This is a genomic window from Oleiagrimonas citrea (genome assembly GCF_012395255.1).
Classification (GTDB): domain Bacteria; phylum Pseudomonadota; class Gammaproteobacteria; order Xanthomonadales; family Rhodanobacteraceae; genus Oleiagrimonas; species Oleiagrimonas citrea.
In genome coordinates, this window is the sequence record NZ_JAAZQD010000002.1 from 83,528 (window position 1) to 98,217 (window position 14,690).

A 14,690-nucleotide genomic window follows, 5' to 3' on the forward strand; every position below is an offset into this window, starting at 1 on the left:
ATAGTCGTTTGGACCGCCGATCATCCCAGGCAGCGATGACCGGCTAGTCGCTGGCAACGGATCACTACATAGCGGATGCTCGAAGTGCATTCTGGCGTGGTTTTTACGGCAGGTGCCCCGACCCGAAGCCGTCGGTCTGCGCGAACTTAATTCCCTCTGCCCCCTTTTCGCGACAAGGATTTCCCCACGAGCCAGCCCGCCAGAACCAAACCCAGGATGATCGACGCTCCGACTGCATAGGCATCCTGACGCACTCGCTTGAACCATTTTCCTGCCTCGTACCGCCACTCGGGTACGGCCGCTTTGGCGAAATCAGGATCGGGGCAGTGGCGGCCGAATGACCTACCCCAGGGTACATAGGCACCATTTCGCAGATACAGGCGGTACGTCGCCGCATAGAGCTTGCCAGGATCACGCCCATCGACTGGCGGCGCCTGAAACATCCAGTGTGCGCCGTGGCACAGGATGGCGGCGTAGGCTTGGCTGCGAGCGGGCACAAGTTTGGCGGCATGCAAGGCATCTTTCCGAGCAATGTACCAATGCAAGTTCGCTTGATCGGGACCAGCGTAGTTTTGCTTCAAGCGCAGGCGTTCTGCAGATGAAATACCTGGATAGGCGGGGCCGCCGTCCTGTGCGTGCATGACCGAATCATGGGCGGTGATGTCGCTGTAATACATTCGAGTAAGCAGCGCCAACTGATACCAAGCCTGGGCACGCTTCACGTCCGTATCGGCATGGACCGATTGATCTTTGGCATTCACATAGGCCCTTATCAGGTCGAGCTGGTTCTTAAGCGTCGGGCTTAATCCCGTGTCGTACGAAGGATCGTCCGACCGTAACCTCCAGTCACCGGTCGGGTCCGCGTAGTGGATGGCTTCTTTGAAACGACCTTCGCGCACCAATCGCTTGGCTAGCACTGAATGCAGGATGCGCACCGCAACGTCGTATGGCTGCCACTGGACCGAGGGTTTGCGATCGCTGACCGGGTACGCATCCACCAGATGCATCAATTCACCGGTAGTCAGAACCCGATCAGCCAGATATTCGACTATGCCACTATCCTGATGTTGCCAACCATATTTGGCAGTACACGTGAGCGTATCCTTGATTGCCTGTATGAATTGGCCACGCACTCGCTCCAGCTGTGCCATTTCGGAGCAGGCAGCCGCACCGTTGAATGGCGACAGGCTGTTCACGGCCGTGTCATGCATCCCGGTCATCGTCACCACCCGGCGATAGGACGTCTCGGCAGCCGCAAGCTTGCCGTCGGCCACCTGCAACTTGGCCCGCAACCACCAGGCCAGCGGGCTGTGCTGGTTGACGAGCAGGTGTCGGGCGAAATCCCGATCGCCCGCGCGGAAGGCCAGCGCCGCTAGACGATCGGGCCACGCGATTTTTGCCGGCGGCCATGACTTGGCGATCGTCAGGATGGGTTGCATACCCTTGGGGTCGTAGAAGCCGTAAAAAATTGGACTGTGCTGGCCCGGGGTGTAAGCGTAGTCCAGGATACGTCCATCATCGTTGGCCTGAAGCGCATAGGCGATCAGTACGCGCTGCCCGATCGGGATGTTCTCGACCTTGGCCATCCCCTGCGGATCCTGATAGAGCGCCTGAGACACCCACTTCAGCGATTCGACGCCGACGACCGATCCATGCGCCGCCTGTTCGGCATACAGGTGCAGCGCCCCCGCCAGATCACCTTGAGCACGACGCAGACGAGCCTGCTCCCCATAGCTGGCCACCGCGAGTCCATCCGGATCCGGAAATCCATCCCGAGCCATAGAGCGCGTCCGTTCGAACGCCTTCTCGGCTTTCGGGATATCACCGGTTTGGTCGCGCAGCGCATAGCTCCGCCCGAGCATGTAGGCAGCCGCCATGGCACGGGGCACTTTATCGGCATCGGGTAGATCGAGAACGGCCTTGAAGCGTTCGATGGCATGCCCCAGCGCGGTGACTTGAACCGAACTCAATGGGCCTTGTGCCGAAGGTTGCCGTCGGTAGAAATCCTCTGACCGTTCGATGGTCACCGGATGGGCGCGATGGAAATCGACTGCCGCCGCCGTGTACAGGCGGATGGCCGCAGGCATGCCGTTGCCCTTTTGATAAGCGGCATCACCGGTGGCCGCCGACTTCATGGCCTCGAACTGCGATGTCCAACGGGCGGGTACGGCCGTCAACTTGGCTTGCCGCGCACGTTCCTGCCGAGTCCGCTCATCCTGCTTTTCCGTCATGGCGCGCGCCTGCACCATTCCTCTGTACAGAGCGCCATCGTCTGTTTCGACCACCATGAAGTTGTCGTGGGTCACGGGAAGCAAGTGGGTCGCTTCCCAGGAGAATCCACTGTAAGGGGGGTAGGCGAGAAAGTTAGGCGGTATCGATGGACCGGCCGCTTCACGAGCCCAACCGACACTACTGCCGAACAGGCAGAGGATGACCAGGCCGAGCAGGCATGAACGCCAAGAAATGGTTGAATGACGACTCATGGCTCCTGGTCCTTATTCGTCGATCGCATGTTCCTGCATGCCGCTTTGGAAAGCGGCATGTCCGTCGCACGCGCTCTGTATTCGGGGTCAGCATAAATCCCGTCTCTCTGTGCTGAGCGACCCCCAATCAAGGTCGCCCCACGACATGGCACAGACAGGGCGATATTCTGACACTGGCGGTGCCATGCTGCGGCGACCTTTCAGGACCATAGAAATCCGGATTTGATCCGTGGGCAGATCGCATATTGGAGTGTCTGCTTCTGGCCTTGGTTTCAACCGATCGACGCCAATCTTTCAGCAAACCCTCGAACACGCACATCCGTGCCCGCATGACAGGCGCAGCGTGCAAAGTGCTCTTCGCTTTCCCCTCCGGAAGCGGCGGAGGGTGGAGGATCAGGTCCACAGGGTGGCGCACAGGGATGTGCGCCAGTTCGTCGTCAGGTCAGGAGGGCCTGTCGGCGCCCCCGGAACCCGGAGCGGACCTGGAAGCCCGAAGGGCCGGAAGGCGCAGACGTTGGGACGCCTTTCTTTGGTTTCCTTCTTGGGCGAACAAGCAATGAACCCGGCCGGTGCCAGCCGGAGAAATGCTGCGAGAAATGGTGTCAGGGACAGTTTTACTCGATGCCCTCGCCGCAGCAGAGGGTGGTCCCTAGCTAAGCCACTGAACCCGTGAAGGACTTCCCTGATTGTTCCCCCGAGTCGCCCGCGCCATACTGGGTGCAACGCCCCGCTTAGGGCGGTCTAATTAGCGTTAGGGGATCATGGAAGTCTTACTACTACTGAGCTTGCTCGTCGGTTATGTGGTCATGGCATTCGTCTTTCTTGTCAGCGCTCACACCGCATCACGCCGTTCAAGATGGCTCGGTTTCATCGCCATCGCGGCGGCCGCTCCAGTCTTCTACTGGCTGGGTGCATTTACCGAGCAGGCCAGCGCCGGCGCATGCTATTCAAATGTTGTTAGCAGAGTCGCATCCGCTGTAGAACAAACAAAATCGCCTAAGGCACTCGCAGCGGAGATCAAGTCTTTACCTATGCGTGGTTACGAGACTTCTTGCCCGGAGGTAGAGCAAGCCTCGCACAAGCTCTCAGGTAGCGCGCTCCCTGACAAATCATCCAAGCGGACACGCTGACGCGTGCGGGAGAAAGGAAGAAATGGTGTCAGGGACAATTTTACTATGCGACAAGTGAGTTCAGGAATGAGTGTTACCACCAATGTCTCCGCGCGCCGGGCTAGCCTGATCAAGGGCCAATGTCTTTGTGGAAGCGTGGAGTTTGAAATCACTGGGCCACTCCCAGATTTTTACCAATGCCATTGCTCGCTTTGCAGAAAGCTATCAGGCTCGGCTTCTGACACTGCAACGTTTCTTGCCAAGGAGCTATTTTCTTGGATTAAGGGGCAAAAGGGCATTAGAGTTTTCAAAACCGACTCAGGCTATCGTTCAGAGTTTTGTGATACATGCGGAAGTACAGTTCCGCATCTCATGGATAATGGACGCCAGTATTGGATTCCAGCCGGCTTGCTGGCCAACGCTCTAGATAGTCAGGTGGTCGCACATCTTTTTGTCGGTTCCAAGGCTGCCTGGGATCATGTCGAAGGGAATGGGAAAGGCTATACGGAGATGCCAGATTTCGAAGAGCTCAATGCAGCTTTGCATCAAAGAATTGCCGCCCAACAACACGTTGCAGGCGACGCTTGACCCGCTGCGCATCCTTGCTTCCGCAAGGCTGCACATCGCCTCAAAGGCACCTAAATGTGGGCGTTAAACGTCCGCTCCTGGCCGTTTTCAGCCATCCACACCAATCCTTCAGTAAGCCATCAAACGTGCATATTCGTGCCCGAATGACAGGCGCAGCGTGCGGAGCGCTTCACCCTCCCCTTCGGTAGCGGCGGAAGATGGAGGACCAGGCCCGCAGAGTGACGCACTCAGGATGTGCGCCAGTTCGTCGTCAGGTCAGGATGACCTGTCGATGCCCCCGCCCCCGAAGCGGACTCGGAGGAGCGAAGCTCCGCAGAGCGCGGACGTCGGGACGCCCTTCTTTGGTTCCTTTCTTGGGCGAACAAGAAAGGAACCCGGCCGGCGTCAGCCCGTCGGAACCACTCCAAAAACATCAAGACAACCGAAGAAGCAGACAGCACCCACCCAGCGAACAGGGAACGGACAACTCCCGCCCTAGACGCGTGGCCGCAGCCGCAACCGAAGGTCATCGCCGATGGCACGACGATCCAAAACCTCCAACCCCCACCGCCGCGACATGTCCGAAAGCGGCGGCAACGCCAGCAACGGCCGGGCACGGTCACCGAGAAGGACCGGAGCGACATAGAGCAGCAGCTCGTCGGCCAGACCGGCGGCGAACAGGGCGCCCGCGAGAGTGGGTCCGGCCTCGACATGAAGCTCGTTGACCCCACGCCCCCCGAGCAGCTTCAGCGCAGCTTCCAGGTCCAGCCCGCTGCTCGACTCCTGCATCGCCAGACACTCCACACCGGCGAATCGAAGATCCGGCTTCACCGACGCGCCATGCAGCACCAGGGTCGGCGTGCCGCCATCGAGCAGATGCGTGCCCTCGGCCAGACGCAAATGGCGGTCGAACACCACGCGCAACGGCGGCACATGGGGCACATCGTCCAGCCGCACGGTCAGCCGTGGATCGTCGGCCAGCGCGGTGCCGCTGCCGGTGAGGATCGCGGAACTGCGCGCGCGCCAGCGCTGCACATCGTTGCGGGCCGCTTCACCGGTGATCCACTTGGACGTGCCATCGGCCAGCGCGGTGCGGCCGTCCAGACTCATCGCCAGCTTCACGCGCACGAACGGTCGGCCGCGCTCGATGCGGCTGAAGAAGCCGATGTTCAGTTCGCGCGCGGCATCGCGCATCAGGCCCGACGCGATCTCGATGCCGGCGTCGCGCAGTCGCTGCAGGCCCGCACCAACGGCCTGCGAGGTGTCCTCCGAGGCCATCACCACGCGCACCACGCCGGCCTCGATCAGCGCGTCGGCGCACGGTGGCGTGCGTCCATGCAGGCCGCAGGGTTCGAGCGTGACGTAGGCCGTCGCGCCGCGAGCACGTTCGCCCGCGGCGCGCAGGGCATGCACTTCGGCATGCGGCTCGCCCGCGCGTTCATGAAAACCTTCGCCGACAACGTCCTCGCCGTGCGCGATCACGCAGCCGACGCGCGGATTGGGTTGCGTGGTGAACAGGCCCCGCTCGGCCAGGCGCAGGGCGTGGCTCATGTGGCGATGATCGAGTGCGCTGAACATGCGCGGCTCCGTGGAAATATCCGCAAAGCCTATCGGAAGCCGTGGGTGGATGTCTTACGCGCTCGTTCGTGTTCGTAGATGGCGGTGGCCTTTGTCGCCCAGCCGGGATGGCGCTCCCCGCCACACTCTCCACGGATCGTCCTTCCTGCGAAAGCAGGAACCCAGTGTCTTTGTTCCGTATCGCTGCGGCAAGCGCTGGGTCCCGCCTTGCGCCGGGATGACTGCATGTGGGGATGATGGTCTGTGGGATCGGCCGGCCATGCCGGAAGCAGCGGACGCGCAGGCGGCGCGTGGGTTCGGGACGGGGCGCGCAACGCGTTGCCCCGGGTCACGAGCGCTTCGACAACTGGCGCAGTTATTCCTTGTCCTTGCCCTTGTTCTTGCGCTTGCCCTCGCCCAGCAACGGCAGTTGCAGGCCCTGCAATTCGGGCAGGTCGCGCTCGAGCCTCTCGATCTCTTCGCGGAAGGCGTGCACGTCCTCGAAGCGGCGATACACCGAGGCGAAGCGCACGTAGCCGACCTGATCGAGCTTCTTCAGCTCGCGCATGACCAGCTCGCCGACCTGACGCGAAGCCACTTCGCGCTCACCGCTGCGGCGCAGGTCGTTGATGATGGTGCGTACCGCGGCATCGACGTCGTCGCTGGCAACCGGACGCTTCTGCAGCGCGCGCTGGAAGCTGACGCGCAACTTGCGCTCGTCGAAGGTCTCGCGGCGGTCGTCGCTCTTGACGATGGCCGGCAGCTTCAACTCGGCGGTCTCGAAGGTATTGAAGCGCTCGCCGCAGGACGGGCACTCGCGACGGCGGCGCACGGTGGCGCCGTCGTCGGTCAGGCGCGAATCGATCACGCGCGTGTCTTCGTGCTGGCAGAACGGGCAATGCATGGTGATTTCGGCAGACGACGGGGATCAGCGGCCCAACCGCTTCTTCGACCGCATGCGCATCGTCGAGTGCCGTCTCCTCCCTCGCCTCAGCCGTACACCGGATATTTCTTGCACTGCGCCGTGACCTTCTCGCGCACGGCGTCGATGACGGACTCGTCCTGATGCGCGTCGAGCACATCGCACATCCAGCCGGCCAGTTCCACGCAGTCGGCCTCGGTGTAGCCGCGCGTGGTCACCGCCGGGGTGCCGATGCGCAGGCCCGAGGTCACGAACGGCGACTGCGGATCGTTGGGCACGGTGTTCTTGTTGACCGTGATGTGGGCGCGGCCCAGCGCGGCTTCCGCGTCCTTGCCGGTGAGGTCGCGGCCGATCAGGTCGATCAGCACCAGGTGGTTCTCGGTGCCGCCGGAGACGACCTTGTAGCCGCGATCCATCAGCGTCTTCGCCATCGCCTTGGCGTTAATCACGACCTGCTTCTGGTAGACCTTGAAGTCCGGTTCCAGCGCTTCCTTGAAGGCCACGGCCTTGGCCGCGATGACGTGCATCAGCGGGCCGCCCTGGATGCCGGGGAAGACGATGGACTGCAGCTTCTTGACCAGCTCCTCGCTCGGGTCCTTGGCCACGATCAGCCCGCCGCGCGGGCCGCGCAGGGTCTTGTGCGTGGTCGAGGTGACGACGTGTGCGTGCGGCAGCGGACTCGGGTACACGCCCGCGGCGACCAGACCGGCGATGTGCGCCATGTCCACGAACAGATACGCACCGACCTTGTCGGCGATGGCGCGGAAGCGCGCCCAGTCCAGCACCTGCGAATAGGCGCTGAAGCCGGCCACGATCATCTTCGGCTTGTGCTCGACGGCCAGGCGCTCGACTTCGTCGTAGTCGACCTTGCCTTCGTCGTTTACGCCGTACTGCACGGCGTTGAGGATTTTGCCGGACAGGTTCGGCTTGGCACCGTGGGTCAGATGGCCGCCGTGCGCCAGGCTCATGCCGAGGATGGTGTCACCCGGCTGCAGCAGCGCGAAGTACACCGCCTGGTTGGCCTGCGAGCCCGAATGCGGCTGCACGTTGGCGTAGTCGCAGTCGTACAGTGCCTTCAGGCGGTCGATGGCCAGCGCCTCGGCCACGTCCACGTATTCGCAACCGCCGTAGTAGCGCTTGGACGGATAGCCCTCGGCGTACTTGTTGGTCAGTACGGAACCCTGGGCTTCCATGACGCGCGGGCTGGCGTAGTTCTCCGAAGCGATCAGCTCGACGTGGTCTTCCTGGCGCTGCGCCTCGTCGGCGATGGCCTTGGCGAGCGCGTCGTCGAAACCGGCGATGGTCATGGATTTGGCGAACATACTGGGGTTCCGTGGTGTGCAAAGCACCAAGTATAGCGGTCCTGCGGAGGTGAAACAGGCCCCGCGCGACCTGTCGGCGGACGCCGGCAACGGACTTCGGCCCTGCCCAGGCCCCATGCAGGTCGCGCGCCTCGTTCGCATCCTCGCGTGGTCGACGCACCGCCGCCCGCAGCAGGATGCTTGCAGAGCGCGCATAGGCGCGACACGGTCGCCCTAGTCGCCCCGAAGCGACTATAATGAGGGGTTGATTCGTCCGCAGTCCGCGCACCCGATACCCGGAGCTTCCATGCAGTACATCTACACCATGAACGGGGTCAGCAAGATCGTTCCCCCGCAGCGTCAGATCATCAAGGACATCTCGCTCAGCTTCTTCCCCGGCGCCAAGATCGGCCTGCTGGGCCTGAACGGTGCGGGCAAGTCGACGGTGCTGCGGATCATGGCCGGCGTCGACACCGATTTCCAGGGCGAGGCCCGTGCCGCGCCGGACATCAAGGTCGGCTATCTCGCGCAGGAGCCGGAGCTGGACCCGAACAAGACCGTGCGCGAAGCCGTCGAGGAAGGCGTCGGTGAAGTCCTGCAGGCGCAGGCGCGTCTGGAAGAGATCTATGCCGCCTATGCCGAGGAAGGCGCCGACTTCGACAAGCTGGCCGAAGAGCAGCAGAAACTGGAAAACCTGCTGGCCGCCAACGACGCGCACGCACTGGAACGCCAGCTGGAAGTGGCCGCCGACGCCCTGCGCATTCCGCCCTGGGACGCCAAAATCGGCCCGCTGTCGGGCGGCGAGAAGCGCCGTGTGGCGCTGTGCCGACTGCTGCTGTCCAAGCCGGACATGCTGCTGCTCGACGAGCCCACCAACCACCTGGATGCCGAGTCGGTCGACTGGCTGGAAAACTTCCTTCGCGACTTCCCCGGCACCGTCGTGGCGGTCACCCATGACCGCTACTTCCTCGATAACGCCGCCGAGTGGATTCTCGAACTCGACCGTGGCCGTGGCATTCCGTGGAAGGGCAACTACACGTCCTGGCTGGAACAGAAGGACGAGCGCCTGGCACAGGAAGCCGCGCAGGAGAAGGCCCGCCAGAAGGCCATCAAACGCGAACTGGAATGGGTGCGTTCCGCCAAGAAGGGTCGCCAGTCCAAGGGCAAGGCACGCCTGCAGCGCTTCGAGGAATTGAATTCGGTCGACTACCAGAAGCGCAACGAAACCAACGAAATCTTCATTCCGCCGGGCGAGCGCCTGGGCAACGAAGTCATCGAGTTCAAGGGCGTCAGCAAATCCTTCGGCGATCGCGTGCTGATCGACGACCTGTCGTTCAAGATTCCGCCGGGCGCCATCGTCGGCGTGATCGGCCCCAACGGCGCCGGCAAGTCGACGCTGTTCAAGATGATTACCGGCACGGAAACGCCCGATACCGGCGAGGTCAAGCTGGGCCACACCGTGAAGCTGGCCTACGTCGACCAGTCGCGCGACGCACTGGAAGGCGACAACAACGTCTGGCAGGAAGTCTCCGGCGGGTCGGACATCATCACCATCGGCAACTTCGAGATCCAGTCGCGCGCCTACATCGGTCGCTTCAACTTCAAGGGCACCGACCAGCAGAAGCGCGTCGGTAACCTGTCCGGCGGCGAGCGCGGCCGTCTGCACATGGCCAAGACCCTGCTGCAGGGCGGCAACGTGCTGCTGCTCGACGAACCGTCCAACGACCTGGACGTGGAAACCTTGCGCGCGCTGGAGGACGGCATCCTCGAATTCCCGGGCTGCGCCATGGTCATCAGCCATGACCGCTGGTTCCTGGACCGCATCGCCACGCACATCATCGCCTTCGAGGGCGACTCGCACGTCGAGTTCTTCCCCGGCAACTACGGCGAGTACGAGGCCGACAAGAAGCGCCGCCTGGGCGAGGAAGCCGCGCGCCCGCACCGCATGCGCTACAAGAAGCTGGTCTGAAGCCGGCGGCGAACGCGCAGGTCGGGACAAGGCCCGGCTTGCGCGGCGCACCATCCATTCTTGCGAGGGCGCATCCTTGAACGAGCATCCCGTGACGATCGATCCCGAGGAGCTTCCGGCCCGCACCGGCTCCGGCTATCCGCAACCGTTCGCCGCGCGCATGGGCGACCGCGCCCGCCGTGCTCTGGGCAATGCCTTCGGCCTGAGCCAGTTCGGCGTCAACCTGACCCGACTGGGGCCCGGCGCGCACTCAGCGTTGCGCCATGCCCACGCACTGGAAGACGAGTTCGTCTACATCCTCGAAGGCACCCCGACGCTGATCACCGACGCCGGCGAGACCGTGCTGCGCCCGGGCATATGCGCCGGCTTTCGTGCCGGAACCGGCGACGCGCACGCGCTGGTCAATCGCAGCGATGCCGACGTGGTGTACCTGGAAGTCGGCAGTCGCAAGGACAACGAGTCCGTGGACTACCCCGACGACGGCATGCTGGGCCGCACCATCGATGGACGTTGGGCCTATCTCCACAAGGACGGCACACCGTTCGAGTGAACATCGCCAGAGGCGGAAATCCGCATCAGGCTCACTCACGCATCAACGACTGGAATGCCCGCGCGGCACCGAACGCACACAACACGAGGAGCGATCATGAATTTCATGCAGGCCTTGCGCACGCGCTGGAGCGAGGCGGACACGATGGTCTGCGTGGGTCTCGATCCTGACCCATCGCGATTCCCCGCAGTCGTTCGCGACGATCCGGACTCCGTATTCGCCTTCTGCCGCGCCATCGTCGACGCCACCGCCGATCTGGCCTGCGCGTTCAAGCCGCAGATCGCGCACTTCGCCGCGCTGTGCGCCGAGGACGCGCTGGAACGCCTGATCGCGCACATCCACGATGCCCACCCCGACGTGCCGGTAATCCTCGACGCCAAGCGCGGCGACATCGGCTCTACAGCCCAGCGCTACGTCATCGAAGCCTTCGACCGCTACGACGCCGACGCGGTGACGCTGAACCCGTACCTGGGCCGCGATTCGATCCAGCCGTTTCTGGACCGCGCCGACAAGGGCGTGATCCTGCTGTGTCGCACCTCCAATCCGGGCGGCGCGGATTTCCAGAATCTCGACTGCGGCGGTCGGCCGCTGTATCAACGCGTAGCCGAAACCATTGCCCGCGATTGGAATGAACACGGCAACTGCGCCCTGGTCACCGGCGCGACCTTCCCCGAAGAACTGGGGCAGGTACGCCGCATCGTCGGCGACATGCCGCTGCTGGTTCCGGGCATCGGCGCACAGGGCGGCGACGTCGAGGCCGTGCTGCGCGAGGGCGCGGACGCGAGCGGCGCCGGGCTGATGATCAGCTCCTCGCGCGCCATCCTCTACGCGGGCTCGGACGACGACTACGCTCAGGCCGCGCGTGCCGCGGCGAACCAGCTACGCGATCAGATCAACACGTACCGCTCCAAGGCCTGAATCGCCGAACGCTCGTCCGCGAAAGTCCTCCGTCCATCCAGATCGCAACGAAGTAGGAGAGGAGCGCCGAAGCGCCCGAACGATCATTTTCCGCATCGCTCGCCGCATTCCCATCGAACACTCGACGGGACAACCCATGGCCTCTCCACGGTGGATGTCAGGATGGCTTTCACGCCGCATCACCTCCTTTTCGCGCACCATGGATGGTGGGCCCACGCAGCATAGCGCACAGTTCCACGACGTCCTGAAAGACTTTCGGTCAGCGTGCGCCGAGGCGCAGACCGCCTGCGCCCTGTGGTCCAGTCGCATCCTTGCCGCGCACCGGCCCGCCACGGGACGCCCCACGGGCATCCGACGATGCCTGACCGGCCTCGCCATACCGCCAGTGCAGCACGCGGTACGGTGCGCCGCCGGAGGGCGCCCCACCGAAGCGCACGACCGCGTCCACCGCGGCGCGCACGCCGTTGGGCAGCGTCGCTACGGCGTGGATGTCCTGCGTATTGCCGTTGCCGCCTCCCATCGCGGTCATGCCGCCGATGATGCCGGTCGGCGCAGGCTGCGCCGAGCTGTTGCGCTGCTGGCGCAGCTGGATGTACTGACTCGCCTTCTCCGCGTCCATGCCGGGCAGCGCCTGCAGCACCAGCGCCGGAGCGCTACCGACATTCGGCGAGTTGCGTCCCGACCAAACCGTGATCGCTGGTGCAATCCGGGTATACAGCGCCGCGTTCATGCCCAGCACCATCTGCAGTTCCTCTATGGTGACGAAGGGACCGTTGCGCGGCCCGTAGTCGCGACCGGCTTCGCGATACTGTGCGCGCTCGGCACCGTTCGGGCGCGTGGCGTCGTCGGCATCGCGCCAGTCCTGCACCGCCTCGCTCAATGCCTCGGCCTTGTCGTGATCCAGGCCCGCCGCATGAAACAGCCCTGTCAGCAACTGCGGCGTCGCGGCGTTGAGATCGATCTTGCCGCTTTCGTCGTGGAGCGTCACCTTGATCTTGGCGTTGTCGAATTGGAACGTGTACGGCCGCCCATCGGCAATCCAGCGGCGCTTCGGGTCGGATTCCCGCAACCCGTACACGGCGCGCGCGATGCCCGCCTCGGCAGCGTAGCGCGCGCGCGTCTGGTCGAACTGGTAGCGTGCCTGCAGGCCCTCGGTGCGTGTGGTCACCGCATAGGCAGCGAGCATGATGGTCAACAGCGCCGTGGCCCACAGCACCACCAGGAGCGCGACCCCGCGTTGTGCGTGCCGGCGCCTCATCGCTGCCCCGCCTGCGGACGCAGAATCCGCCGCAGCAGACCGCCGGTGCCGGCGACCGCGCTGGCGTCGACGCGGATCGGCGCCACCAGTTCCGGCCAGCTGCCCTTGTCCAGTTTCAGATCCAGCCGCACCAGCGCCGGCGTGCGATCAGTATCCTCCCAGCGCGACATCCAATCCGTTGGCTTGCGCAACCGGTCGTAGCCGCGGAAATCGAACCGTCCGTCGCGGATGCCAGTCAGCAGTACCTGCGGCTTGCCCAGTTTCTTCGGCTTGGAACCGTCCGGCGGCAGCAGGGAGAACGACACCTGGAGCCGATAGCCGTCCCCGCCCTTCTCCGGCACCAGCTCGACGGTCTGCAACTGCGGACCCAGCTTGCCCAGATAGCCGGGCAGCGGCGCGACATACTGCAGCTTGTCCGGTCCACCGGTGAACACGATGGCCTTGCCATCGTCGTTGGCCGCCCAAGGCTGACGCACAGCCTGTGCCAGTTCGCGGCGCAGGAAATCCTGCGTCGAGCGCACCGCATCCGTGCGTTCGACGAAACGCTGTCCGGAACGCACGCTCATCGTCGCGGAGTGGATGCCCGACCACACCGCCAGCAGCAGCAGCGACAGCAGCACCATCGCTGCCAGCACTTCCAGCAGCGTAAATCCTTCTGTGCGCGAACGACGACGCATGCTCATCATGGCGTCCCCGACTGAACGAACCGGCCCTGGTCCTGCGCGCGTAGCGTGCTGAACTGCGCCCGACGGACATGCCCGCCCTGCTTCCAGGACACGGTCAGGTCGAGGCGGAACATGTCCAGCTGTACCGGCGTTCTGCCGGGATTCCGGGGCTGCCAGCGACGCACCTGAAGCTGCCAGTGGAACAGCTTGTCGCAATGTCCCTGGGTCACGCCCGCGCGAATCGGCTTCAGCACGAACGCGCTGTCCATCGCCGACTGCGCGCACAGCGCAGCACGCGTGTGCGCATCGGCGTTGACGGCCAGACGGGTGGCATTGCCCATCGTCGTCAGCAACGCGGCGAACGCCAGCGACAGCAACAGAATGGCCGCAATGACCTCGATCAGCGTGAAACCTCGCTGGCGTGCCCGACGCATGTCAGCCTCCGGCCCGCGTCTCGACCACGGCCACGCTGCCAGTCAGCCAGGCCACGTTGACGTGCCATTCGCGCTGCCCGTGACTGAGCGTGATGCGCCCACCGGTGGAACTGCCGTCGGGGAAGAAGCGGATACGCCCGCGATGCTGATCGATGCGGTCCTCGACGGCGCTGGTCAGGGCCAGCGCCATACCTTTCGGCAGCTCGACCTTGGGCCGCCCCGGCGCCTGGTAGATGTGCTGCGCGACATCGACGGTGAGGGTCTCCTGTTTGCCGTGAACGATGGCCTGCGCCCGCGTGTAGCGCAGCGCCGCAGCCAGATCGGCGCTGGCGCTGCGGATGCGCGCGGAGGTCAGCCCACGGGTGACGGAGATCGCCACTACCGTCGCGGCGATGCTGATCAGGATGATGACGACCAGCATTTCCAGCAGCGTGAAGCCGGAAGCATCCGGCCTTATCGAACGGCGGTTCCGGGCGCGCAACGGCCGGACCCCTACGGATCCGGCGGCCGGTCCACGGAACCGCGCGTGGATCATTCCCAGTTACCCACGTCCTTGTTCATGCCGGAACCGCCCGGACGTCCGTCATGGCCGTAGAAAATCACGTCGTAGTCGCCGTGGTCGCCCGGCACCTTGTAGCCGAAGGCATGTCCCCAGGGATCCTTCAGCTGCTTGGCCTTCAGATACGGACCCAGCCAGTCCGACGCGCCCGACGGCTTGGTCACCAGCGCGTCCAGATTCGGCGGTGCGGAACCGTTGTCCATCGCGTAGCGCTGGATGGCGGTGTCGATCGCGGTCAGCTGCGCCTTGCCTGCGCCGTACTTGCCCTTGTCCAGGCTCTTGCCGACCTGGGTGTAGACGATGGTGCCGATGATGCCGATCAGCACGATCACGGCCAGCATTTCCAGCAGGGTGAAACCACCACTGCGGATGGCTCGTGGATGGCGCATCCGTTGCAT

General features: G+C 64.0%; 14 protein-coding genes. 5 read left to right on the top strand and 9 right to left on the bottom strand.

From position 1 onward, the window contains the following. Positions 1–146: 146 nt before the first annotated feature. Positions 147–2,483, bottom strand: a complete 2,337-nt coding sequence (locus tag HF690_RS04380) for a tetratricopeptide repeat protein (RefSeq protein WP_168608594.1) — start codon at positions 2,481–2,483, stop codon at positions 147–149. Between the two features lie 761 nt (positions 2,484–3,244). On the opposite strand from HF690_RS04380, the gene HF690_RS04385 reads away from it, so the two are divergent. Next, positions 3,245–3,613, top strand: coding sequence for a hypothetical protein (locus HF690_RS04385; protein WP_168608595.1), 369 nt, complete (start codon positions 3,245–3,247; stop codon positions 3,611–3,613). 66 nt (positions 3,614–3,679) lie between these two features. Then, entirely contained in the window at positions 3,680–4,180 is a 501-nt protein-coding gene (locus HF690_RS04390; RefSeq protein ID WP_193568397.1) for a GFA family protein, read from the top strand. Between the two features lie 474 nt (positions 4,181–4,654). Here HF690_RS04390 and ribD read toward each other — a convergent pair whose 3' ends face one another. The 3 genes from ribD to glyA form a co-directional block, all read right to left on the bottom strand. Further along, positions 4,655–5,710, bottom strand: a complete 1,056-nt coding sequence (ribD, locus tag HF690_RS04395; protein ID WP_168608948.1) for a bifunctional diaminohydroxyphosphoribosylaminopyrimidine deaminase/5-amino-6-(5-phosphoribosylamino)uracil reductase RibD — start codon at positions 5,708–5,710, stop codon at positions 4,655–4,657. A gap of 382 nt (positions 5,711–6,092) precedes the next feature. Continuing rightward, positions 6,093–6,620 (bottom strand): transcriptional regulator NrdR, encoded by a 528-nt coding sequence (nrdR, locus tag HF690_RS04400; RefSeq protein ID WP_168608596.1) that lies wholly within the window; start codon positions 6,618–6,620, stop codon positions 6,093–6,095. A gap of 86 nt (positions 6,621–6,706) precedes the next feature. Beyond that, positions 6,707–7,960 carry a serine hydroxymethyltransferase gene (gene glyA / locus HF690_RS04405; protein ID WP_113064439.1) on the bottom strand — a complete coding sequence of 418 codons (1,254 nt, stop codon included), beginning with the start codon at positions 7,958–7,960 and terminating at the stop codon, positions 6,707–6,709. A 286-nt stretch (positions 7,961–8,246) separates the two neighbouring features. Between glyA and ettA the strand changes: the two genes are divergently transcribed. The 3 genes from ettA (at position 8,247) to pyrF (ending at position 11,376) form a co-directional block, all read left to right on the top strand. Next, on the top strand, positions 8,247–9,908 hold the full coding sequence (ettA, locus tag HF690_RS04410; RefSeq protein ID WP_113064438.1) for an energy-dependent translational throttle protein EttA: 1,662 nt from the start codon (positions 8,247–8,249) through the stop codon (positions 9,906–9,908). 91 nt (positions 9,909–9,999) lie between these two features. Then, positions 10,000–10,458, top strand: a complete 459-nt coding sequence (locus HF690_RS04415; RefSeq protein ID WP_338042873.1) for a cupin domain-containing protein — start codon at positions 10,000–10,002, stop codon at positions 10,456–10,458. A gap of 96 nt (positions 10,459–10,554) precedes the next feature. Beyond that, positions 10,555–11,376 carry an orotidine-5'-phosphate decarboxylase gene (gene pyrF, locus HF690_RS04420; RefSeq protein ID WP_113064437.1) on the top strand — a complete coding sequence of 274 codons (822 nt, stop codon included), beginning with the start codon at positions 10,555–10,557 and terminating at the stop codon, positions 11,374–11,376. 259 nt (positions 11,377–11,635) lie between these two features. On the opposite strand, the gene HF690_RS04425 is transcribed toward pyrF, so the two are convergent. Genes HF690_RS04425 through gspG form a run of 5 tightly spaced genes read right to left on the bottom strand, consistent with a single transcriptional unit; the run spans position 11,636 to position 14,690 of the window. Then, a complete protein-coding gene (locus HF690_RS04425) occupies positions 11,636–12,634 on the bottom strand; it encodes a type II secretion system minor pseudopilin (RefSeq protein ID WP_113064436.1) in 999 nt (332 codons plus the stop codon). Continuing rightward, positions 12,631–13,320: a prepilin-type N-terminal cleavage/methylation domain-containing protein gene (locus HF690_RS04430; protein ID WP_240151586.1), complete on the bottom strand. Its 690-nt coding sequence runs from the start codon at positions 13,318–13,320 to the stop codon at positions 12,631–12,633. The genes HF690_RS04425 and HF690_RS04430 overlap by 4 nt, the downstream gene beginning before the upstream one ends. After that, entirely contained in the window at positions 13,317–13,733 is a 417-nt protein-coding gene (locus HF690_RS04435) for a prepilin-type N-terminal cleavage/methylation domain-containing protein (RefSeq protein WP_168608598.1), read from the bottom strand. Before HF690_RS04435 ends, HF690_RS04430 begins: the two co-directional genes overlap by 4 nt. Before the next feature lies 1 nt (position 13,734). Beyond that, positions 13,735–14,214, bottom strand: coding sequence for a GspH/FimT family pseudopilin (locus HF690_RS04440; RefSeq protein WP_255420371.1), 480 nt, complete (start codon positions 14,212–14,214; stop codon positions 13,735–13,737). Positions 14,215–14,264: 50 nt separating this feature from the next. Then, positions 14,265–14,690 (bottom strand): type II secretion system major pseudopilin GspG, encoded by a 426-nt coding sequence (gene gspG, locus HF690_RS04445; protein WP_113064588.1) that lies wholly within the window; start codon positions 14,688–14,690, stop codon positions 14,265–14,267.